This window comes from Pseudomonas lyxosi (assembly GCF_047758685.1).
GTDB classification, from domain to species: Bacteria; Pseudomonadota; Gammaproteobacteria; order Pseudomonadales; family Pseudomonadaceae; genus Aquipseudomonas; species Aquipseudomonas lyxosi.
In genome coordinates this window covers 716,168-738,408 of record NZ_CP180481.1, presented here as the reverse complement: position 1 = coordinate 738,408, position 22,241 = coordinate 716,168, and the positions used below count along the sequence as shown (strand labels likewise).

The 22,241-nt window shown below is 59.6% G+C and carries 15 protein-coding genes; 10 read left to right on the top strand and 5 right to left on the bottom strand.

Annotated features, from left to right (window positions below; all coding sequences use genetic code 11):
* Positions 1–23 precede the first annotated feature (23 nt).
* From ribA to ACMXYI_RS03495, 3 genes are read left to right on the top strand one after another with little or no spacing between them, the layout of a single operon-like run.
* The gene (ribA, locus tag ACMXYI_RS03505; protein WP_033059420.1) at positions 24–641 is read left to right on the top strand and encodes a GTP cyclohydrolase II; all 618 of its coding nucleotides are present in this window, start codon (positions 24–26) and stop codon (positions 639–641) included.
* The gene (locus ACMXYI_RS03500) at positions 638–1,057 is read left to right on the top strand and encodes an MFS transporter (protein WP_415771686.1); all 420 of its coding nucleotides are present in this window, start codon (positions 638–640) and stop codon (positions 1,055–1,057) included. The genes ribA and ACMXYI_RS03500 overlap by 4 nt, the downstream gene beginning before the upstream one ends.
* Positions 1,057–1,857 carry a cobalamin-binding protein gene (locus tag ACMXYI_RS03495; protein WP_415771685.1) on the top strand — a complete coding sequence of 267 codons (801 nt, stop codon included), beginning with the start codon at positions 1,057–1,059 and terminating at the stop codon, positions 1,855–1,857. Before ACMXYI_RS03500 ends, ACMXYI_RS03495 begins: the two co-directional genes overlap by 1 nt.
* Positions 1,858–1,996: 139 nt before the next feature.
* Here ACMXYI_RS03495 and ACMXYI_RS03490 read toward each other — a convergent pair whose 3' ends face one another.
* From ACMXYI_RS03490 to ACMXYI_RS03470, 5 genes are all read right to left on the bottom strand, one after another.
* The gene (locus tag ACMXYI_RS03490) at positions 1,997–3,880 is read right to left on the bottom strand and encodes a TonB-dependent receptor domain-containing protein (RefSeq protein WP_415771684.1); all 1,884 of its coding nucleotides are present in this window, start codon (positions 3,878–3,880) and stop codon (positions 1,997–1,999) included.
* 161 nt (positions 3,881–4,041) lie between these two features.
* Positions 4,042–5,940 (bottom strand): 1-deoxy-D-xylulose-5-phosphate synthase, encoded by a 1,899-nt coding sequence (dxs, locus tag ACMXYI_RS03485; RefSeq protein ID WP_415771682.1) that lies wholly within the window; start codon positions 5,938–5,940, stop codon positions 4,042–4,044.
* Between the two features lie 91 nt (positions 5,941–6,031).
* Entirely contained in the window at positions 6,032–6,919 is an 888-nt protein-coding gene (ispA, locus tag ACMXYI_RS03480; protein WP_415771681.1) for a (2E,6E)-farnesyl diphosphate synthase, read from the bottom strand.
* A complete protein-coding gene (locus ACMXYI_RS03475; protein ID WP_056743654.1) occupies positions 6,916–7,158 on the bottom strand; it encodes an exodeoxyribonuclease VII small subunit in 243 nt (80 codons plus the stop codon). The genes ispA and ACMXYI_RS03475 overlap by 4 nt, the downstream gene beginning before the upstream one ends.
* Before the next feature lie 259 nt (positions 7,159–7,417).
* Complete coding sequence (locus ACMXYI_RS03470) at positions 7,418–8,563, bottom strand: Fic family protein (protein WP_415771680.1); 1,146 nt, start codon at positions 8,561–8,563, stop codon at positions 7,418–7,420.
* Positions 8,564–8,841: 278 nt separating this feature from the next.
* On the opposite strand from ACMXYI_RS03470, the gene ACMXYI_RS03465 reads away from it, so the two are divergent.
* From ACMXYI_RS03465 to ACMXYI_RS03435, 7 genes are all read left to right on the top strand, one after another.
* On the top strand, positions 8,842–9,633 hold the full coding sequence (locus ACMXYI_RS03465) for a YfaP family protein (protein ID WP_046047362.1): 792 nt from the start codon (positions 8,842–8,844) through the stop codon (positions 9,631–9,633).
* A 37-nt stretch (positions 9,634–9,670) separates the two neighbouring features.
* Positions 9,671–11,383 (top strand): DUF2138 domain-containing protein, encoded by a 1,713-nt coding sequence (locus ACMXYI_RS03460; RefSeq protein WP_415771679.1) that lies wholly within the window; start codon positions 9,671–9,673, stop codon positions 11,381–11,383.
* A 32-nt stretch (positions 11,384–11,415) separates the two neighbouring features.
* Positions 11,416–12,018, top strand: coding sequence for a DUF1175 domain-containing protein (locus tag ACMXYI_RS03455; protein WP_415773853.1), 603 nt, complete (start codon positions 11,416–11,418; stop codon positions 12,016–12,018).
* On the top strand, positions 12,015–16,589 hold the full coding sequence (locus ACMXYI_RS03450; RefSeq protein WP_415773852.1) for an alpha-2-macroglobulin family protein: 4,575 nt from the start codon (positions 12,015–12,017) through the stop codon (positions 16,587–16,589). The genes ACMXYI_RS03455 and ACMXYI_RS03450 overlap by 4 nt, the downstream gene beginning before the upstream one ends.
* Before the next feature lies 1 nt (position 16,590).
* Positions 16,591–18,210 (top strand): DUF2300 domain-containing protein, encoded by a 1,620-nt coding sequence (locus tag ACMXYI_RS03445; protein ID WP_415771677.1) that lies wholly within the window; start codon positions 16,591–16,593, stop codon positions 18,208–18,210.
* Positions 18,211–18,213: 3 nt separating this feature from the next.
* The gene (locus tag ACMXYI_RS03440) at positions 18,214–19,029 is read left to right on the top strand and encodes a YfaP family protein (RefSeq protein WP_415771676.1); all 816 of its coding nucleotides are present in this window, start codon (positions 18,214–18,216) and stop codon (positions 19,027–19,029) included.
* Positions 19,030–19,418: 389 nt separating this feature from the next.
* On the top strand, positions 19,419–21,893 hold the full coding sequence (locus tag ACMXYI_RS03435) for a DEAD/DEAH box helicase (protein WP_415771675.1): 2,475 nt from the start codon (positions 19,419–19,421) through the stop codon (positions 21,891–21,893).
* The last annotated feature ends 348 nt before the right edge of the window (positions 21,894–22,241 follow it).

The following is a 22,241-nucleotide window of genomic DNA, read 5'->3' as shown; positions in this document are numbered from 1 at the left end:
ACTTATTGATCAGGAGCACACCGGTGCCTGTCGTTTTTGTCGCCGCTTCCAAGCTGCCAACGCCTTTTGCGCAATTCACCATGCACGGCTTTCTCGATGAAGAAAACGGGCGCGAGCACGTTGTGCTGAGCCTGGGTGAGTTCGTTGACGGTGCCCCGGTACTCGGCCGGTTGCACTCCGAATGCCTGACCGGCGATGCCTTGTTCAGCCAGCGTTGCGACTGCGGCTCGCAGCTCGAGGCCGCCTTGCAGGCCATCGCCCGTGAAGGCCGTGGCGTGTTGCTGTACTTGCGTCAAGAGGGCCGTGGCATTGGCCTGCTGAACAAGATCCGCGCCTATGAATTGCAGGATGGCGGCGCCGATACCGTTGAAGCCAACGAACGTCTGGGCTTTGCCGCCGACCAGCGCGACTACGCCATGTGCCTGCCGATGCTGGAGCACCTGGGCGTGAAGTCCCTGCGTTTGATGACGAATAACCCACGCAAGGTCAAAGCCTTGACCGACATGGGCATCGTGGTCGCCGAGCGCGTGCCGCTGCACACTGGCCACAATCCGCACAACAAACTCTACCTGGCCACCAAGGCCAGCAAGCTCGACCACATGATGGGCAACGAGCACCAGGGTGAGGCTGACCGGGCGTGACCCGCGGTCAGGTTCGGCGGCGACTGTCCGTCATTTGGTGGCAATACCTGGCGCTGGCCTTGGTACCGCTGTTCGTGATCAATGGCGTGTTTGGCCAGAGCGAGGCGATCCTGCCGGTGCTGGCGATGCCGCTGTTCATCGCCGGTGTGGCGTCGATGTTTGTCAGTCTGAAATTCTTTGGCGGCTACAAGCACGCGTTGATCGCCACTCAAAAAGCCCTCGACACCCCTGAAGAACCTGCTGCCTGGATCGTCCTGGCTGCCAAGCGTCGCACGGCGTTCCTGGCTGCCGGCCTGCCAGCCTGGATCGGCGCGCTGGCGGTATTCGTCGGCCTCGAAGCCGTGCCGTTGATGCTGCTGTCGCTGTCGACCCTGGTGTTGTTTTACCTCTACCGTATCCCGCGTCAACTCGGCTGATGCGACCCGTCTGGCTGGCGGTTTTGCTGCTGGCCGTCAGTGGCCCGGCGGCTGCGGTCGAACGCGTTGTCAGCCTCGCGCCATCGCTCTCTGAAATCGTTGTTGAGCTGGGTTCAGCCGACCTGCTGGCGGGTGTGCTGGATGCCGGTGAGCGTCCTGCCGAGCTCAAAGATCTGCCTTCGGTTGGCCGCTATGGCCAGCTGGACATGGAGCAGCTGCTCAGTCTCAAGCCTGATCTGTTGTTGCTCTGGCCCGGCAGCGTTGGCCCGGCCCAGCGTGAACAGCTCAAGCGGTTGAACCTCCCGACCTACGTTGCTGAACCCCACAACCTCGAACAACTCACATCGCAGATTGAGGCGATTGCCTCGCAGCTCGGCCGTCCGGAGCGTGGCGTTTCATTGGCTGAAAAGTTGCGTCAGCGACTGGATTCGTTGCGTCAGCGGTATCGTCGGGATGTGCCATTGCGGGTGTTTTATCAGGTCTGGGATCGGCCGCTGTACACCGTTGGCGGCGGGCAGATCATCAGCGATGCGCTTGAAGTGTGCGGGGCGCGCAATGTGTTTGCCGACCTGGCCCTGCCGGCGCCACAGGTCAGTATTGAGGCGGTATTGCAGCGTAATCCAGAAGTGATTCTGGCCAGCGATCAGGTGCAACTCGATGCGTGGAAAGCCTGGCCGCAGGTTGCAGCAGTGGCACAGGGGCACTTGCTGTTGGTAACGGATAAGGGGTTGGAGCGGCCGAGCGGGCAGATGATCGAAGCGACGGCGAAGTTGTGCCAGTTGATTGCGCCTGATCGCTGAGACCGAGGTGCCTGCTTCGCGAGCAAGCCCGCTCCCACATTGGATCTGTGTCGTGCAAAAAACTGTATGTCTGAACCCGATTTAATGTGGGAGCGGGCTTGCTCGCGAAGAGGTCAGTTCAAACACCACAGTTTTCAGGTCAGAGCTCCGGCGTCCAGGTCACCCCAAACATCCACGCCCGACCTTCCTCGCGATACCCATACTGACTGCCGTCATGGCTGTACAGCGCCCGGCTGTAACCCTTGTCCAGCAAGTTATCGACCTTCAGCTCAAGCTTGATCTCGCGATTCAATTCCCAACTGCTGCGCAGCCCCAGCAACGCGTACCCGCCCAACGGCTGCTGATTGTTCTCATCGTCATAGCTGCTGCTCACGGCCTGCCAACTGGCGCCGAGTCCTAGCCGGTCAAACTGCCGATCCAGATCCAGACTCAACGTCCGCCGCGCGCGACGAGCCAGGGTGTGACCGCTGTCACGATCGCGCGGGTCGATGATCGCGACGCCGAGGTTGCTCTGCCAGCCGAACAGTTCCTGTTTCAATGCCGCTTCGAACCCGTTGATCCTCGCCGAGGCCACGTTCTGCGGCCGTGAGTTACTACCGAAAATAATCGCGTCTTCCAGGTCTGTACGGTACAGAGAAGCTTCCAGGCGAGCGGTGTCGGTCAGTTGACTGCGCCATTGCAGCTCGTAGCTTTTCGACGTTTCGGGTTTCAGATCCGGATTACTGAAATCGGGGTAATACAGGTCATTGAACGTCGGCGCGCGGAAACCTTCGCTGTAGGTCAGCAGCACATCGTTGTCCGGATTCAGCGGCAGGGTGAAGGTGCCGCTCCAGCTGTTCTGGCCGCCGAACTGCTGGTTCTGGTCCCGGCGCAGGCCCAGCTCGGTGGAGAAGCTGTCCGCCTGGTAATGATGTTGAATGAACGCAGCACGGTTCCAGCGGCTGTCCTCGTCGAATGGCGTGCTGCTGTTGATCCGGTCCTCGTACCAGTCGCCGCCGAGGATCAGGCTGTTGCGCTCGTCGAGGGTCAGGTCGTTCTGCCAGTTCAGCGAGTCGCGATACGTGTTGAACACACTGCGCTCAGCGCTGAGCTTGTCGAGCGTCTTCTCGCGGTTTTCGCTGTGGCCGAACTCGATGCGGGTTTTCCACAGGTCATTGATACGCGCATCGACGTAACTACTGACGCTGCTCACCGCGAATTCGCTGTAGGGCTGCTGCTGGACTGACTCGAACGTGTCCATGTCGAAGCGGCCGAACGGATTGTCGAACTCACTTTTGCCACGGTTATCCAGCAGGTTGGCACCGATTTCGAGGTCATCGGTGAGGGCGTGACTCAGGCTCAAGCTCATCGATTTGTTGCGGTATTCGTCATGGTCGCCATCGCTGGGATACGACTCGCGGGTGCGATTGATTCCGGCGGTTTCATCGAGGCTGGCGCCGAGATTGAATCGGGTCTGCTCGTCGCCGTCGGACAGCCCGAGGCTGCGTTCCCAGGTCTGGTTGCTGCCAAAGCCCACGTGCATTCGCGGTTGCAGGCCTTGCTCGCCGCTGCGACGAGTGAAGATCTGGATCACCCCGCCAATCGCATCGCTGCCATAAATCACCGAGCGGGAACCACGCAACACTTCCACGCGCTCGACCTGTTCGATGTTGATGTGTTGCAGGTTGCTGTCGCCGGAGGTGGAGTTGCCGATGCGCTGGCCGTCGACCAGCACCAGACTTTGGGCTGATTTGGTGCCCCGAATGTAAATCCCCGGCAGACTCCCGCGCCCGCCGGTTTGTCCGACCTGCACACCCGGCACACGACGCAGCAAGTCAGTGACACTGCTCGGTTGCAGACGATCGATGTCTTCGCGGGTGAACACGGTGTTGGCGGCACTGCTGTCATTGCGCGCTTCGACCTGACGGTTGGCGCTGATCAGCACGTCGGGAAGCTTCAGGGCCTGATCGCGTTCGAAGGTGTCGGCCAGCAGTTGGCCGGCCGGCAGCAGGGTCAGCGTCAGGGCGAGGGGGGAGAGTTTCACGGGCAGTCCATTAACTTGGGAGCGAAATACATTTTTGATAGGCATGAAAATCAATGTGGGAGCGAGCTTGCTCGCGATGACGGTGTGTCAGTCAACGAATATGTCGACTGTCAGACCGCTATCGCGAGCAAGCTCGCTCCCACAGGGTTTTGTATGTGTCTTTAGATGTTCAGCAGTTGCAGGCGCTCACGCACCGAAGCTTCGATCCCGGCCTCATCCAGCCCGCACTCGGCCAGCATTTGCGCAGGCTTGGCGTGCTCGACGTAACTGTCCGGCAAGCCCAGGTGCAGCATTGACTTGAGGATGTTTTCGCGGGCGAGAAACTCGCTGACTGCGCCACCGGCACCGCCCATGATCGCGTTCTCTTCGATGGTCACCAGTAGCTCGTGGCTGCCGGCGATGTCGCGAACCAGTGCTTCATCGAGCGGTTTGACGAAACGCATGTCGACCACAGTCGCATCCAGCGTCTCGGCGACTTTCAGCGCCTCGGCCAGTTGCACGCCGAACACCAGCAGGGCGACTTTGCTGCCCTGGCGACGAACCACACCCTTGCCGATTTCGATCGGTTCGAGGTTTTTCTCGATCGTTGCGTTCGGGCCAGAGCCGCGCGGATAACGCACCGCCGCCGGGCCGTTGAACAGGTGGCCGGTCGTGAGCATTTTGCGCAGTTCGTTTTCGTCGCTCGGGGTCATCACCAGCATGCCGGGGATGCAGCGCAGGAACGACAGATCGAAGCTGCCCGCGTGAGTCGGGCCGTCTTCGCCTACCAGGCCCGCGCGGTCGATGGCGAACAGTACGTCGAGGTTTTGCACCGCGACGTCATGGATCAGTTGATCGTAGCCACGTTGCAGGAACGTCGAATAAATCGCCACCACCGGCTTCGCGCCTTCGCAGGCCATGCCGGCAGCGAGGGTCACGGCGTGTTGTTCGGCAATCGCCACATCGAAATAGCGCAGCGGGAAACGCTCGCTGAAGGCCACCAGATCAGAGCCTTCTTTCATTGCGGGGGTGATGCCCACCAAACGCGGATCAGACGCGGCCATGTCGCATAGCCATTCACCGAACACACCGGAATACTTCGGCCCGCCGGCTTTCTTCGGCGCGGCGGCCGGAGCATCCAGCGGTTCGAGTTTGGTGATCGCGTGGTAACCGATCGGGTCAACTTCCGCCGGGGCGAAGCCCTTGCCTTTCTTGGTGACGACGTGCAGGAACTGCGGACCTTTGAGATCGCGCATGTTGCGCAGGGTGGCGATCAGGGTCGGCAGGTCGTGGCCATCGATCGGGCCGATGTAGTTCCAGCCCAGCTCTTCAAACAGCGTGCCGGGGACCAGCATGCCTTTTGCGTATTCTTCGGTGCGACGGGCGATTTCCCAGGCGCCGGGCAGGCGCGACAGGACCTTTTTGCTGCCTTCACGCATGCTCGCGTAAGTGCGGCTGGAAAGGATTTTCGCCAGATAGTTCGACAGCCCGCCGACGTTGCGCGAGATCGACATGTCGTTGTCGTTGAGGATCACCAGCATGTTGGCGTTCACTTCCGGCGCATGGTTCAGCGCCTCGAAGGCCATGCCGGCGGTCAGTGCGCCATCGCCGATCACGGCAATCGCCTTGCGATCACTGTTTTGCAGGCGGGCGGCAATGGCCATGCCCAGCGCTGCGCTGATCGAGGTGCTGGAGTGGCCGACGCCAAAGGTGTCGTACTCGCTCTCGGAACGACGCGGGAAGGCTGCGACACCGTCCTTCTGGCGCAGGGTGCCCATGCGCTCGCGACGGCCGGTGAGGATTTTGTGCGGATAGGCCTGATGACCCACGTCCCATACCAGCCGGTCGTCCGGGGTGTCGAAGACGTAATGCAACGCGATAGTCAGCTCGATGACGCCCAGGCCGGCACCGAAATGCCCGCCGGTCTGACCGACCGTGTAGAGCAATTCCAGGCGCAACTCATCGGCCAGGGTTTCCAGCTCGGCTTCGCCTAACCGGCGCAGGCCGTCCGGCGTGTTGGCACGGTCGAGCAGGGGCGTGGTCGGGCGCTTGCGGGGAATCTCATGAAACGTCGTGGGCATCAGGCGAATCGTTATAGGTATAAAAGATGCGGCAGTTTACCTGATGCATCGCCCCCTGCCCACGCGTTGGTATTTTTTGGCGGATACGCCGTCAGCTGCGCCGATCGACGATATAACGGGCCAGGTCGCGCAACGGCTCGGCCGCCGCGTCAAACGGTCGCAGCGCATGCAGGGCTTGATCGCGCAGTTCCAGGGCGTAGGCCTTGGCAGCGTCGAGACCGAGCAGGGCCGGGTAGGTTGGCTTGTCGCGTGCGATGTCGGCGCCCTGGCGTTTGCCGAGGGTTTCGGTATCGCTTTCGACGTCGAGAATGTCGTCCTGCACCTGGAATGCCAGGCCAATGGCCTGTGCATAAGTCTGCAAAGACTTCAGTTCGTCTTTTTCGGCGCGACCACTGGCCAGGGCGCCGAGCTTGACGCTGACTTCGATCAGCGCGCCGGTCTTGTGCCTGTGCATGGTTTCGAGGGCTTTTTGATCGAGTTTCAGACCGACCGAACCGAGGTCGATGGCCTGACCGCCGACCATACCTGCCGGGCCTGCGGCCAATGCGAGAGCACTGACCATTTGCAGGCGGATTTCAGCGTCCGACGTGCTCAGGCGCGGGTCGAGCAGGGCGCTGAAGGCCAGGCTCTGCAAACCGTCACCGGCCAGAATCGCGCAGGCTTCATCGAATTTTTTGTGAGTGGTCGGCTGGCCGCGACGCAGATCGTCGTCGTCCATGGCCGGCAAATCGTCATGCACCAGGGAATAAGCGTGAATCAGCTCCACCGCGCAAGCCGCGCCGTTGGCGTGCTCGGCCTTGCCGCCCAGCGCTTCGCACGCGGCGTAGGCCAGCAGCGGGCGGACCCGTTTGCCGCCATTCATCACGCTGTAGCGCATGGCCTCGTACAGACGCGCGAGCTCAGGGCTCGGCGCGTTGAACAGGGTTTCCAGTGCAGCATTGACGCGGGCCTGGCTGGTCGCCGAATACGCTGCAATCATTCTGGCTGATCCGCTTCGAAGGGTTCCTCGGCCAGCTCGCCATCACGCTCGAGCAGCACCTGAACCTTTTGCTCGGCCTGGGCCAGCGCCGCCTGGCAATCGCGGGTCAGACCGATGCCTTGCTCGAAAGCCGTCAGCGAGTCTTCCAGCGACAATTCGCCGTTCTCCAGACGCTCCACCAGCGTTTGCAGGTCAGCGAGAGATTGTTCGAAATCCAGTGCAGCTTTTTTGCGGGCCATGGCGGCTATTTCCGGTTGACGTTAAACCGGCGCGACACTAGCAGACATGGGGGTTATGGGCAAATGAGCGGGGCATTTCGGCCATTGGTTTCAGCAGCAACACACTCTATGTAGCAGCTGGCGAAGCCTGCGTTCGGCTGCGCAGCAGTCGTAAAACCAGAGCGCACGGTACATCAGGTATACCGCGCAGCAGGATTGACGACTGCTGCGCAGCCGAACGCAGGCTTCGCCAGCTGCTACAGATCGCGGTTTGGTTCAATTAAAGTGGTGAGACATCGGAGTAGTTGATCTGGTATCGAGTACTGCGCCCGCCGCCGGGCAGACGTATGAGGAATCCTTTTTCCAACAACTCGGCCAAATGACGGGTTGCGGTAGCTTTGGATACCTTCGCCACAGCCTGATACTGCGCCGCACTGATGCCCTTCGAGAAACCTCGCTCCCCACCATCGAGCAAACGGTTCAGCACCTTGGTTTGCTCGGTTGAAAGCTCTGATTCCCGGTGCGTCTGCCAGAAACGCGCCTTGCCCAGCACGCTTTCGATCCGAACCATGGCCTGTTGCAAGCTGCGCAGCAGGGTTTGCAGAAACCATTCCAGCCACTCGGTGATATCCAGTGTGGCTTTCTGGCAGGTTTCGAGCACTCGATAATAGCCGGACCGGTCTTCGAGAATGCTCGCCGACATGGCATAGAAACGGATGGCTTGGTCTTCGCCCTGAGCCAATGCCAGATCGGTGATCGTTCGCGTCAGGCGCCCGTTGCCATCGTCGAAAGGGTGCAGAGTGACAAACCAGAAGTGCGCGATGCCGGCCCGCAGCAATGGATCGAGCCCCGCCTGATTTCGGCTGGCGGTAAACCAGGTGAGGAAGGTGTCGAGCTGTCGCTCAAGGCCCTGACGAGGCGGAGCTTCGAAGTGAACGGTGGGTCTGTCGAGACGCCCGGAAACCACTTGCATCGGATCATCGCCGCGTAACGCGCCGACACGGATCGGCCGGGCAGCGAGATCGGTCTCTTGCTCGGGAAACAGCCATTCGTGCCAATCGAGTAGTCGCTCCAGCGTCAGCGGTTCAGCGAAATGCTGGGTGGCGTCGAGCATCAATTGCGCCAACCCTTCACTGCGCTGGCTGACATTATTGCCATCGACCAGCTCCAGGCCCAGCCGTCGCGCCAATGACGAGCGAACCGAGCCTACATTCAGCTGCTCACCCTCAATGGCGGATGAGGTCACGATGTTCTGCAACAGCGCATCCAGTTCGCTTTGAGCGCTCAGCGAACTGCCCACTGAGCTAGCCATGCCCATCAATCGCCCTTGTGCTTGGACACACTCGCGCAAATGCGGCCCCAACCGCTCTGCTTGCCAGTTGAAATTCGGCCAATCGGGCTGTTGCCAGATCCAGTGAGGTGCCATGAACTCGGTGCTCTTGGAGTGGGTGAGCCGAATAAAAACGTTATTCGGCTCATATGGTGAGCCGAATATGACGCCTATTCGGCTCACCGTCCACCTGCCAGCGTGATTCCCACCGCAAATGTAGAGGTATCCGATTGTTAAAAAACCGCCGAATGGCTAATCTTCGCGCCTTCAAGGGCCCGATAGTCACGGGGCTTTCTGACGAAACGCAGTTTTTGGATCTGTAACGCGCCGAGGATCGGGCGCAAGGTTTCGTTATGCATGGCAGGAGGCGTCACATGCGTTCATTTCTTCTATTGCTGATGGGGCTCGTCTGCGCGACCGCGGCGTTGGCCGAGCCTTCGGCCGAGGTGTCGGAGCCGGTGGGTGGCTGGCGTTATTCCGGCCTGCTGGACCGCAGTGAAAATCCTCAAGTCGCCTATCCCACGCCACCCATCGATCGCGGTGTGCAGCGCAATCGCACCATGATCCAGGGCCAGCTCAAGGCCATCGGCACTCAGCGAGGGCCGCACACCCTGGCGGTCAACGGCAACCCGCTGAATCTGTATACCGACGATCAGGGGCGTTTCGCCCGGCCGTATGCGTTTGGCGCTGGCTCCAACAGCGTCGAAGTGCGCAGCTCCGAAGGCCAATCGCTCAAGCGCGTTCAATTCTATGAAGCCAACAACCTGCGCACCCCGGCGCGGATTCGCGTGGTGTTGGGCTGGGATGACCCGAAAGCCGAACTCGATCTGCACATCATTACCCCCGACGGCCAGCATGCGTTCTGGGCTCGCCCGGCGATGAGCAACGGCGGCGGTCTGGACCCGGACGGCGTCGATGGCCCCGGCCCGGAAATGTTCACCATGACCGCGCCGATGCATGGCACCTATCTGGTTTACGTGAACTATTGGGGCAACTTCGGCAGTGGCGGCTATAACTTCGATGAGACCAGCAACCAGAACGAGGTGATCACCTCGCAGATCAACCTGGTGCTCAACGAAAACACCGTCGACGAAAAACGCGAGACCTTCATCGTACCCCTGCGGGCCATCGGTGACCTGCTGCTGGTCAAGACTTTCAACTATTAAGCATCCCGCTCCACGGATGACATCGGGTTTTGTGAACATGAGCGATAACACTGTTTCTCCGGCCGCCGAAACGCCTGCAGCCAAAACTCCTCGTCGCTGGCCGGCGCTGCTGGTCGGGCTGGTCCTGGTGGCCGGTGTCGCGGCCGGGTTGGGTTGGTTCATGCACAAACCCAAGGCACCCCCGGCGGCGTTGGTCAGCGACAAACTGGGCATGAGCCGGCCGGACGGTCTGCTCGAAACCCATTCCTTGAGCCAGTTGCCCAAGGACTTGCTGGCGGTGCCGTTCCTCAAGGAAACCCTGACCGAAGATTTCGTCTTCTATTACGAAGCGCATGCCGATCGCCTCGGTTTGATCGGCAGTTTGCGGCGGATCATTTACGAGCATGACCTGAAGTTGCAGGACAGTTTGATCGAGCAGCTTTTTGATCAGCCGGCGGATGTGGCGCTGTGGCGTGGGGCGGATGGTCGCCTGAAAGACTTTTTGTTGGTGATGGATCGCGGTGGACTGGCCAAGGTGCTGGAGCCGCTGGCGAAAGTGGCGCTGGATGATTCGCAGCTGACCCAGCTCAGTGAAATCAAGGTCGGCGGTGATGTGGTGCCGCTTTATCAACTCACCTACAACCATAGCAAGGCGCTGCTGTTCGCCTCTCATGGCGACAAACTGGTTGTGCTGTCCAACCCTGCCAAGCTGTATGAGGCCGGCCACGGTCCGGTCGACGAACCCGGCATGGTGTCGACTGAGTCGCTGGAAGCACTGCTCGGCGGCCAGAAACTGTTCCCCGAAGCCTTCGGCCTGCCACCCCGCGCCCCTGAAGTGAAACAACGCCTCTCGGTGAATTCCAGCGTCCTGGCCATGGGTTATCAGCGCTTTATCCCGAACTTCGCCGGGCTGCGTTTCGATATGGACGACAAGGGCTGGCACAGCTTCCTCGCCATGGACGAACTGGACGACCAGCCGGACTTCGATTTCAAGCCGATCTGGCAAGCCATGCCGATGGGCGCCAGTGCCTGCGTCGCCTTACCCCTCGCTGCCGAACAACAAAAACCGCTGCTGGTGAAACTTGGCGCCGAAGAGTCGGTGGCCCAGGCCCTGACCGAACACATGGCCGGTGCCGCCGGCCTGTGCTGGTACGCCGATTCGCGGTTGTACACGCCGCTGTTGGTGGCCAGCCTGAACGATGATGACAGCGCCAAACTCGACGGCGACTTGGGCAACCTGTTCGGCTCGATGGTCGGTGCCTACGAAGGCAACGTCGAAGAACACGCATTCCTGGTCGTGGAAAAACAGGAAGGCCAATCCCATCAGTGGCAGCGTCAGGTCAGCTCCAACTTCGGTCCTTACAAGGCCAAGGATGCCGAGAACCCGGACGCGATCACCGGCAAGGCGTTCATGAAAGTCAGCCTGGCGCGCCACGGTTCGACACTGCTGTTCTCCCTCGACGACAAGCTCGTGGACAAGGCCCTCGGCACCCTCGACAAACGCTTCCCGCCGATGGCCGACGTGGTACCAAAAGATTTGCTGATGCCGGTCTACTTCGGCCCGGATTCGATGGCGCAACTGATGCAACAGGAAACCCTCGACAGCTTGCCGCAGGACATGGAACCGGTGTTCTACAACGCCGCGCAAACCTACCTGATCCCCAAACTGCGCAAGCTCGGCGGCTACGGCAAATACGCCCTGACCTTGCCGGAAGGCAGCGAACCTGACGGCCACTGGCAATGGTTGCCGCTGGAATGGAAAGCCCTGTGACAGCACTTATCCGAGGCCTCGGCCTGCTGGCGATGTTGCTGGGCACCCGGGCATTTGCCACTGAGGCGCCGCCGCTGGACGTGCAGCAATCCCAGGTGTTCCGTGCCTGGTTCGTGCGCATCGCCCAGGAACAACTGACCCAAGGTCCGAGCCCGCGCTGGTATCAGCAGGACTGCGCCGGCCTGGTCCGTTTCGCCGCCAACGAAGCGCTGAAAGTTCATGACGACAAATGGCTGCGCAGCAATGGACTGTCCAACCGCTACCTGCCGCCAGAGCTGCAACTGAGCGAGGCCCAACGCGGCCTTGCCCAGCAATGGCAGCAGGGCGGCGGCAAGGTCGGGCCGTACGTCAACGCGATCAAACTGATTCAGTTCAACAGCCATCTGGTCGGCCGCGATCTGGCGCAAGCCCGGCCCGGCGACCTGATGTTTTTCGATCAGGGCGACGACCAGCACCTGATGATCTGGATGGGCCGCTACATCGCCTATCACACCGGCACCACCACCCCGACTAACAACGGCATGCGCTCCGCAAGCCTGCAGCAACTCATGACATGGAAGGACACCCGATGGATACCCGACGCAGCCAACCCCAACTTCATCGGCGTCTATCGACTGAACTTTCTCTCCCAATGATCGGTGCCCGCATGCTGCGTATCTGTTCAAAACTGCCTCTGTTGCTGGCGCTGCTTCTGCCTCTGTCGGCGGTGAATGCCGAAGACACCGTCGAGCCGAGCGGCTACACGCCGGTGGCCGGTGAAAGTTTTTTCCTGCTGGCTGACAGCAGTTTTGCCAGCGACGAACAGGCCATGGTTCGCCTCGAAGCGCCGGGCCGCGACTACCGTCGGTTCCGCATGGAGCCTTACGGCGGCGCCGACATTCGCGTGTACCGCATCGACAAACCGCTGGATTTTCTCAAGCGCCAGAAGAACCTGCACCGCGTGGTCAGCGACGGCCAGTTCAAGGGCGAAGGCCTGTCGAATACCCTCGCGTACCTGTGGGACAACTGGTACCGCAAATCCCGTCGCGTGATGCAGCGGGCGTTTTCCTACGAGTCGCGTAAACAAGTCACCGAGGAAGTGCCGGAACTGAAGATGGGCACCGCGATGGTCGCGCCAACGCCCTACGACGCCCAGCCGCAATTCGCTTTGATTCCGGGCTTGCCGGTGGTCAGCCAATTCCGCTATCCGCTGTGGCAAGCCAAGCCGATCCAGCCGCCTGAGGGCGTGAACCTGGCCGGCTCTTCCAGCGAATTCGTCAGCGTTGCGCCGGGTAACGTTTACATCCCGTTGGGCAACCTGAAGCCGGGTCTGTACCTGGTGGAAGCGCTGATCGGCAAGTACCGTGCGACCACCATGGTCTTCGTCTCCAACACCGTGGCCGTGAGCAAGATTGCCGGTGATGAATTGCTGGTGTGGGCCGCGCGCAAACACGAAGGCAGTTCGGTGCCGAAGGTGAATGTGCTGTGGACCGATGGCCTCGGCGTGATGAGCAGTGGCGCGACCGATGCAGATGGTTTGCTGCGTCTGAAGCACGTCAGCCCTGAGCGTTCGTTCGTGATTGGCGAGGACGAAGAGGGCGGGGTGTTTGTCTCCGAAAACTTCTATTACGACAGCGAAATCTACGACACCAAACTCTATGCCTTCACCGACCGGCCGCTGTACCGGCCGGGGGATTGGGTGTCGCTGAAAATCGTCGGTCGTGAGTTCAAGAACGCCCGTGACTCGGTATTGCCGACTGCAGCCGACGTCAACGTGACTGTGCTCGATGCGACCGGCACGGCGCTGCGATCGTTGGCGCTGAAACTCGATTCCAAGGCCGGTACTCAAGGCCGTTTCCAGTTGCCGGACAACGCCGTGGCTGGTGGTTATGAGCTGCGTTTCAGCTACAAGGATCAGGCCTACAGCAGCGCCTTCCGCGTGGCCGAATACATCAAGCCGCACTTTGAAATTTCGCTGAACCTGGCCAAGCAGGATTACCGCACCGGCGAACCGGTCAAAGGCAGCCTCGTGCTGCTGTACCCGGACGGCAAACCAGTGGTCAACGCCAAGGTGAGCCTTAGCCTGCGCGCCCAACAACTGTCGATGGTCGACAACGAACTGCAATACCTCGGGCAATTCCCGGTGGAGCTGACCAGCACCGAACTGACCACCGATTCCAAGGGCAACGCGACACTCGATCTGCCGGCGGCCGAGAAGCCGAGCCGTTACATGCTCACCGTATTCGCCAGCGATGGCGCGGCGTATCGGGTCAAGACCACCAAGGAAATCCTCATCGACCGCGGCGCTGCGAGTTTCAGCCTGCGCGCGCCTCAGCGGTTCAGTGCAGTGGGCGACAAGGTTGCGTTCAGTTATTTGAATGAAGGCGGTAGTGAGCAAAGCAAAGCGGTCACGCCGAGCAGCTATAGCTGGGTGCGTCTGGAAGATCAGACGGTTGGCGAAGGCAAACTCGCCGCGAAAGACAAAGGCTTCACCCTGGCCTTCGACCGTCCGGGGACTTACAACCTGACGTTGAAGGATGACCATGGCCGCGTGGTGGGTGCCACCGGTCATTCGGTCACTGGCGACGGCGTCAAAGCCGTGCCGGGCACCGTGGAAATTGTCCTCGATAAACCCGAGTACAAGGCCGGCGACGAAGCCCTGGCATTGATCACGTTCCCTGAACCGATCAGCGATGCACTGTTGTCGCTGGAGCGCGACAAGGTCGAGGCCACAGCGCTGCTGTCCAAGGGCGGTGACTGGCTGAAGATGGAAAAACTCAGCGAGACCCAATACCGCGCGCGGATTCCGGTGAAGGACAGTTTCGCGCCGAACCTGACCTTCTCCGTGCTCTACACCAAAGGCGGTCAGTACAGCTTCCAGAACGCCGGCATCAAGGTGATCGCGCCGCAAATCGACGTGGCCATCGCCACCGATAAAGAGGCGTATCAGCCGGGCGATACCGTGTCGGTGGACTTGACCACGCAGTTCGCTGGCAAGCCTATTCCAGCGCACCTGACGGTCAGCGTGGTGGACGAAATGATCTACGCGCTGCAACCGGAAGTTGCGCCGACCATCGACCAGTTTTTCTACCACCCGCGCCGCAACAACGTGCGCACCAGCGCCAGTCTGTCGTTTATCAGCTACGACGTGGCATTGCCGGGCAGCCCTGGCGCGCCGGGCAAAGCCAATCGCAGCGAGCGGGGCGTGAAAGTGTTGGAGCGGCCGCGTCGTGAAGACGTCGACACTGCCGCGTGGCAACCGGAATTGATCACCGACGCCAACGGCAAAACCCGCTTCACCTTCAAGATGCCGGACTCGCTGACCCGCTGGCGCATCACCGCCCGGGCCATCGCCGATGACGGTCAGGTCGGGCAGAAAAAGCAATTCGTGCGCTCGGAAAAACCGCTGTACCTGAAGTGGAGCGGCCCGACCAAATTCCGCGCTGGCGACAAACCCGATCTGGGTGTGTTTGCTTTCAGCCAAGCGGAAAAACCGGCCAAGGCTGAGTTGGTGATTCATTTCGGCGGTACCGAACAACGCGTCCCCGTGACGCTGAACAACGGCATCAACTACATCGCGCTGCCGGCGTTCGCGTTGGCCAGTGGCGAGTGGACCGCCGAGCTGGTGCAGGACGGCAAAACGGCAGATGCGTTGGCTGTGCGGCTGACCGCGAGCGGCGAAGGTTGGCAGGTGACTCAGAGCCAAAGCCTGGACGTGGCCAGTGGTGATACACCGCTGACTCTGCCGGCAGACGCCAGCGATATTCGCCTGCGTCTGGACGACAGTCCGCAAGCGCTGTTCCGTTCGGCGCTCGACGACCTGTTGAGTTATCCGTACGGCGGCGTCGAACAAACGGCCAGTCGTTTGCTGCCGCTGAGCATTGCGTATCCGACCTTGTCGTCGAATCCGCAGATTCGCGATCGCTTGCGCCTGATCATGCAAAATAGCCGTCTGCGGCTGGTGCAAATGGCCGGGCCTTCGGCGAGTTTCACCTGGTGGGGCATGGACGGTGAACCGGATGCGTTCCTCACGGCTTACGCTTACTACGCCGACTGGCACGCCAGCAAAGCGCTGGAGTTGAGCCTGCCGCCGGAGCATTGGCAGCGGGTGCTGGAAGTCTATTCGAAGCAGGCCAAAAACACGCCGCTGTTGCAGCGCGCGCTGATCCTGTCGTTCGCCAAGCAGATGCAATTGCCGGTGAACACCTTGCTCAGCGGTTTGATGGATGATCTGGCGAAAGCGGGCGAGGGCAGTGCGGCGAACCTGATGGACGATGGCGAAGACAGCATCGTCATGAGCGATCCTGATTCGGCGCTGGGGCTGGCGGCGGCGCGTGTGTTGACGGCCTCTTTGGCGAAGCAATCGAAGGTGACTCTGCCGGACGCATTCAATCGTCAATTGCCAGACGCGCAACAACGTTTGGCGGTCAGTTCGCAGCCGTTTGCCGAAGTCTTGAACCTGTCACTGCAAGCCTTCGATCAGGCTCACGCGCAAGCGTTGTTGCAACGTCTGCTGCCACAGCAATCGACCCTGGAACGTGCGTTGGCGCTGACCTGGTTGCAACGCAGCATCGAGCAGGCTTCGCCTACCATCGCACTGGCACCGGGTGAAGGCTGGAAGAAAAAATACGGTGATACCGGGGAGACTTATTGGACGTGGCAGGGTGCTTCGCCAGTGCCCGCAGTGCTGTCGCTGACCGGTGCGCAAGAGCGTCCATTGCGAGCGGCTTTGAGCTTCCAGACCAAACAACCGCTGGTTGATCCGATGGCCGTGACCATCACCCGTCGCCTGTCGCGTCTGGTGCCGGGCGACGAAGCCTTCACCTTCAAACTGGAAGCGGTCGGCAACAAACCGTTGTCCAGCGACAGCCTGTATCTGGACGAAGTGATCATCACCAGCAAAGCGGCCAAACCGCTACGCTACGGCATGCTCGAAGTGCCGCTGCCACCGGGTGCCGATGTCGAGCGCACCACATGGGGCATCAAGCTCATGGGCAAGGCCGGCACCGAACCGTCCGCGTTGGAGAAGGCGCGTTTCGAGCCGGGGCAAATGGCTTACGCGATTCCGGTCGACGCCTTGAGCGGCGAATTGCGTCTGCGTCATTTGGTGCGTTTCTCGCAGAAAGGCCAGTTCAACCTGCCGCCGGCGCGTTTCACTCAGGTCTACGCGCCGCAGCACCAGGCGCAAGAGCAAAAACCGGCCCTCGGCCAGGTCACGGTCAACTGACATGACCCGACCTCTGGTCTGGTTGCTGCTGTGCTTGATCCCTGCGCTGGCGACAGCGCAGGAGGAGCCGCTGCGGCTGGCTTTCAAAGGTGAGTTGCTGTCGTTGAGCCGGACTCAGGTGATCGCGCGCGAGCCGTTGCCTGTTGATTTGCAGACGCCGCTGGGCAGCGTGTGGAAGTTGTTTGTGTACGGCTGGCTGGTGGATACCGGCGCCCATGAATCGCCTTACGAATGTCGCGGGCAGTCGAAAGAGGAAATTTATTGCTGCACGGCGGGCGGCAAGATTGAGCGCGATCAGGCCTTGGTGAAGTCTTGTGGTTTGTATTTTGAGCCTGCGCGGTTGGGTATTTCTGATGCTGGTTGGCGGGAGTATTGGCAGGCACGTAAGGCACCGGAGTGGTTGCTGAACTTGCCTTCGTTGCAGCCTTCTACGCGAGTATCGGTGGCTGAATTACTTAAGGTGCTGGCCATGATGCCAGCGCAGGATTCGGCGCGGCGGGTATTGCTGGATGTGGTGTTGAATGCGGCTGACGGTAATGTCGTGGGCGAACTCGGTGGCCGGTTGCGGGTGAAAACCTGGAGCTGGTTGGGGGATCAGGATCCTTCGTCGCGTCAGGGTGGTTTTGCCGGGTGGACGGCGGACGGTACGCCGATTTGGGCCAGTGGGCGTGGGACCAGTCAGATGGTCTTGCGCAATTATGGTGGGGCGTTGGCTTCGGTGTTGCCGGTGGATTGGCCTTTGGATGCGGGACGTTGTGTCGAGGTGGGACTGTTTTCACGCTATCCCGTCGGGCGCGTTCTGGCGGGGGATCGTGTTGTTGAGCCCGGGCCCTTGCAGGGCGACTACCGCGTCGAATTCACCAACGGCAATCAACTCGATATCCACAGCGACGGCGAACTGTTTTTGGTGAAAGACAAACTGATCGCCCGTCTGGACCGTGAAGAATATGTCGCCCGCGTCCTCCAGCGCGAAGCCAAATCCGAACCCGCCGAAGCTGCCAAAGCCCTGGCCGTCGCCATCCGCACGTACCTGCTGCAAAACGCCACCCGCAACGGCGACTGCCTGAGCATCGACGACAGCAGCAGCCGGCAACGCGTCGCACCACGCCCGGCCACCGCCGAATCACGCAACATCGCTGCCTGGACCAGCGACCTGGTCCTCGCCGGCAGCACCGTCACCTACCACTCTGACCAACCCGGCCCGGACAAGCTCTCCTGGCAGCAAGCCGTCGAACAAGCCAACGCTGGCCAACGCTACGACGCCATCCTGCTCCACGCTTACCCGCGCGCCAGCCTTAGTCGCTGGGACAACCCCGTCGCCTCCTGCGAGACACTCCCCGCCGCGCAAGACTGGCTGCAAAACCAACGTCGTGGCTGGCGCCAACGCCTCGAAAACGAAACCGGCTACAACGAAGTCAGCACCTTCGCCGTCTGCCGCCTGGCCTTCGGCCGCCCCTATGTCGACCGCGAACGCCAGCGCATCTACGTGCGCGGCGTGTTGTCGCTGCAAGACCGCCTCGACCTGACCCACGAATACCTGCACCTGGCCTTTGAAGCACACCCCAACGGCCAGGATGAAACCTACATCGAAGGGCTCGCCCGCCACCTCTTGCTGGAATAGGCCATGAAACTCCGTTATCCACAGGTCCTCCTGTTCCTCTGCTCCTTTTGCGTATGGCCGACGACGTTCGCCGCTGAAAGCTCCGCCAAACTCGACACACCCGTTGGCGGCTGGCGCACTGGCGCGCCTGAAGGCGAAGGCGAAAACTTTCGCCAGATCGTCAACTACCCGGCCTCCTCGGTGAACACCCCGGTGGGGCAGGCCAACACTGCACGCATCACCGGGCAAATCAACGCGACGCCCAAGTCCGGTGAGCCGGGCCGGTTGATCGTCAACGGCGTCAGCATGCCACTGAAGATTGACGCCGCTGGTCGCTTTGATCGTCCGTTCTCATTCCCCAATGGCAGCAACAGCGTCGAAGTTCGCAGCCCCGATGGCCAGCAGCGCCACCGAACCCAATTTCTCAACGCCAGCGGCGGCGCCACCCCGGCCAAACTGCGAGTACTGCTTTCCTGGGACAGCGACAACACCGACCTCGACTTGCACCTCATCACGCCCGACGGCGCCCACATTTGGTACGGCGACCGCGTTGTTCCCAATGGTGCTGCGCTCGATGTTGACGTGACGACGGGATACGGCCCGGAAATCTTCGCCATGCCGGCGCCGATAAAAGGCCAATACCTCGTCTATGTGAATTACTTCGGAGGCGGGTATCGCAGTGATGACGAGGGGCAGGAGGATGCGGTTCAGCCGCTGACGACGGCACAGGTGACGGTGATTACGGAGGAGGGGACGCCGAATGAGAAGATGGAGACGTTCCTGGTGCCGATGCGGGCGGTGGGGGAATTGACGTTGGTTAAGGGGTTTAGTTATCCGTGAGGGAAATAGTCTCAGCAGTGCTGAGACTATTAAATTGGTCAGCAGGTTGCCGACTAATTGCATGAAAGGGTGGTCTTGACTCAAAACGCAGGCATTAAAAAGCCGGCTTGTGGGCGGCGTTATTTTTTGATTTTTACCCTGTTTTGTTGGGTTTGAAGGCGGTTGATGTTTTTGTCCCCCCATTTGTCCCCCCACCTGGGTCCTGCGTAGGGTGGGGTCGCAGAGAATAAGTTGGTCGACGCCAACAGCTATTTTCCCTGCATCTGAAAATGCTGCCATAGCTCCTGGCGAAAGAGAAATTATTATCTCGGATCGATACTTACTACCGAATCTCTGATCCTTCGAATAAGGTAGATCGCATTCGAGGAATGCACGCTAGGGAGAGGGAAATGGCATTAGATTTCGGAAAGCTGAACGCTGGAACCGCTTTGAAGCAAACGGATCCGCGAAAGATCTTTACCACTCTGAAACGAGATGGGCGTTTCCGGCGCCCGCTCGATGAACAATCTGACGTTCTAGACGCCTGGTATGCCCGGAGGTCGGCACGGGACTTGACCTTAAAGATGAATACCGGGGGTGGAAAGACCGTAGTCGGCCTACTGTGCCTTCAGAGTTCACTTAACGAAAACGTCAAACCCGCCGTTTACATCACTCCCGATAGTTTCCTCGTGGCGCAGGTGCTTGCAGAAGCCGATGCCCTGGGTATCGCCGCTACTGATGACGAAAAAGATCCAGACTTCATTGCCGGACGCGCCATTTTGGTCGCCAACGTCCACAAACTCTTTAACGGACGCTCGGTGTTTGGAGTTGGCGAGAGGAAGATCCCGATTGGGTGCATCGTAATCGATGACGCCCATGCTTGCTTGGGCGTTGTACACGACCAGTTCTGTATAAAATCGAAAGCTGGAAGCCCCATCTACGACGGCCTGCTAGCGCTTTTCGAGAAAGATTTGAAGGTGCAATCGCCTTCAGGGCTACTTGACATCAAGGCTGAAGATTTCTCTGTCGTAATGACTGTTCCGTATTGGGCATGGCAGGCTCATCAAGATGAAGTTCTACGTCTCCTTCATGCCAACAGGAATAGCAATGAGCTGGAGTGGAACTGGCCATTACTGAATGATTCAATTCCATTATGTACCTGTGTTTTTGGGGGCGGTCGGCTCGAAATCGCTCCCCGCTTTGTGCCTATCGATCGGATCCCATCCTTCGATTCTGCGAAAAGACGCATCTACATGACGGCGACCCTCGCCGACGACACAATTTTGGTAAATCATTTCCAGGCTGAAGCATCTGAGGTTGTTGAACCGATCAGGCCAAAAGGTGGTGGAGACATTGGGGATCGAATGATCCTAGCACCACAGGAGATAAATCCTGACTACTCCGTCGAGCAGATCAGGACTCTGGTATCGGAGATATCGGAAGAACTGAATGTCGTCGTCATCGTTCCTTCAAAGCAGCGAGTCGATTTTTGGAAAGGCGTTGCCGACCAAGTCCTGGATAAAGACAACATCCGCGATGGCGTGGAGCGTCTTAAACGTGGACATGTTGGTCTGACGGTTTTGATAAATAAATATGACGGCATCGATCTGCCGGGAACGGCATGTGAGTTGCTCGTCATTGATGGCCTTCCGGAAGTTTATGGTTTGGGCGAGCGACTTGAGATGCTACTTCTCGATGGAACCAAGAGACAATTGGTTCGCCAGATCCAAAGGGTCGAGCAAGGCATGGGCCGGGGGGTGCGTTCAAGCGATGATCACTGTGTGGTACTGCTGCTTGGCGGAAGGTTAACCCAACGACTACATCAGCCGGATGCAGAGGAAATGTTTTCGACAGCGACCCGCGCTCAAATTGCCCTAGGCAAGGAGGTCGCCGCACAGATCCGTGGGAAACCAATCGAAGAACTGAAACCGATTCTGGATTTATGTCTAAGACAGGATGACGATTGGGTACAAGCTGGCCGGAACGCGGTCGTGAATGCACCACCAATCAATGGCGGTCATCTCGACGGGAACCAAGTGAAGCTTCGGGAGGCATTTGACGCTGCCCGCATCGAGAGGTACGACATTGCTACGGCGAAGACGCAGGATGCGGTGAATGGTACTGCTGAGGTCAAGTTTAAGGGGTATCTGAAGCAGCAACTTGCTGAGTACACCAATTTCACTAACCCCGCCGGGGCGCAGGCAATGCAATTGGCTGCTTTGAGTCATAACTCGCGTCTCTTAAAGCCCATCGCCGGCGCTACTTATACAAAACTCAGTGCACCGGTTGCTGGCCAAGCCGCCGCCGCTGTGCGCTTCATGGACAAATTCCTCGAAAGCAATGATCTAGTAATCTGGGTGAACGGCCTACTTGACGACTTGGATTGGGGGGAAGAAGGTTCAAAGCGGTTTGAAGCCGCCATGGCTGAACTAGGTGCCTTCCTGGGATTCGGATCGCAGCGACCTGAGGATCAGATTGGTCGCGGTCCGGACAATCTTTGGGCTCTTGGGGGGCTCCAATACCTCGTAATCGAATGTAAGAGCGGGGCAGTGTCTGCACCCAAAATCTCAAAAGGTGACACAAATCAGCTGAATGGCTCGATAGTCTGGTTCACTGAGAAGTACGATAAAACGTGCTCTATGACTCCTATCATGGTTCACCCGAAGACTGTTTTCGAGCATGCGGCTTCCCCGCATGCTGACATTCGGATCGTGAATGGAGCTGGCTTGAAAAAACTGCGAGATGCAGTCCGTGCATATTCGGTTTCGCTAGCTACTACGGGAGGTTTCAATGATGCCAGGGCGGTCGAAAAGCAGCTTCAATACCACAAGCTTTCCGTCGCTACGATTGTAGGTCTTTGTACCGTAGCCCAAGGCGCGAAGTAGAAGTCCCGAGCACTCGCTTCGTGTCAGCCTGGCTGTTCGCGGCCGGTTGTTTTCTACTGTGGATTCAGAGCAAGAAAAGCCCCGAAAGGGGCGTTTTCTCGCGTTCGAAAATAGGCTCTTGTGACAGTGTTTGGAGACTTTCTGCGCCAAGCTAGTTTCTAGACGGTCCCAACCCATCCGCAACATTGACGGACGGATGGCCACCCATGTATCGGATGGGTTGGGGCGACTGGACCTAAGGTCAAGCCTTGATACTCCTCCAGAAATCAGTGGAGGCATCAGCAGATGCCTGGAGAAGGGGTCTCAGCCTTCGCTTTCACTGAGTTTCTTTGACTCTCTTCCGGTTTA

Excerpts from the sequence above, each read along its gene's own strand:
- ACMXYI_RS03450 (WP_415773852.1), top strand. The coding sequence starts at position 12,015 with ATGATCGGTGCCCGCATGCTGCGTATCTGTTCAAAACTGCCTCTGTTG.
- ACMXYI_RS03440 (WP_415771676.1), top strand. The coding sequence starts at position 18,214 with ATGAAACTCCGTTATCCACAGGTCCTCCTGTTCCTCTGCTCCTTTTGC.
- ACMXYI_RS03465 (WP_046047362.1), top strand. The coding sequence starts at position 8,842 with ATGCGTTCATTTCTTCTATTGCTGATGGGGCTCGTCTGCGCGACCGCG.
- ACMXYI_RS03460 (WP_415771679.1), top strand. The coding sequence starts at position 9,671 with ATGAGCGATAACACTGTTTCTCCGGCCGCCGAAACGCCTGCAGCCAAA.
- ACMXYI_RS03470 (WP_415771680.1), bottom strand. The coding sequence starts at position 8,563 with ATGGCACCTCACTGGATCTGGCAACAGCCCGATTGGCCGAATTTCAAC.
- dxs (WP_415771682.1), bottom strand. The coding sequence starts at position 5,940 with ATGCCCACGACGTTTCATGAGATTCCCCGCAAGCGCCCGACCACGCCC.
- ACMXYI_RS03455 (WP_415773853.1), top strand. The coding sequence starts at position 11,416 with ATGTTGCTGGGCACCCGGGCATTTGCCACTGAGGCGCCGCCGCTGGAC.
- ACMXYI_RS03475 (WP_056743654.1), bottom strand. The coding sequence starts at position 7,158 with ATGGCCCGCAAAAAAGCTGCACTGGATTTCGAACAATCTCTCGCTGAC.
- ACMXYI_RS03495 (WP_415771685.1), top strand. The coding sequence starts at position 1,057 with ATGCGACCCGTCTGGCTGGCGGTTTTGCTGCTGGCCGTCAGTGGCCCG.
- ispA (WP_415771681.1), bottom strand. The coding sequence starts at position 6,919 with ATGATTGCAGCGTATTCGGCGACCAGCCAGGCCCGCGTCAATGCTGCA.
- ACMXYI_RS03445 (WP_415771677.1), top strand. The coding sequence starts at position 16,591 with ATGACCCGACCTCTGGTCTGGTTGCTGCTGTGCTTGATCCCTGCGCTG.
- ACMXYI_RS03435 (WP_415771675.1), top strand. The coding sequence starts at position 19,419 with ATGGCATTAGATTTCGGAAAGCTGAACGCTGGAACCGCTTTGAAGCAA.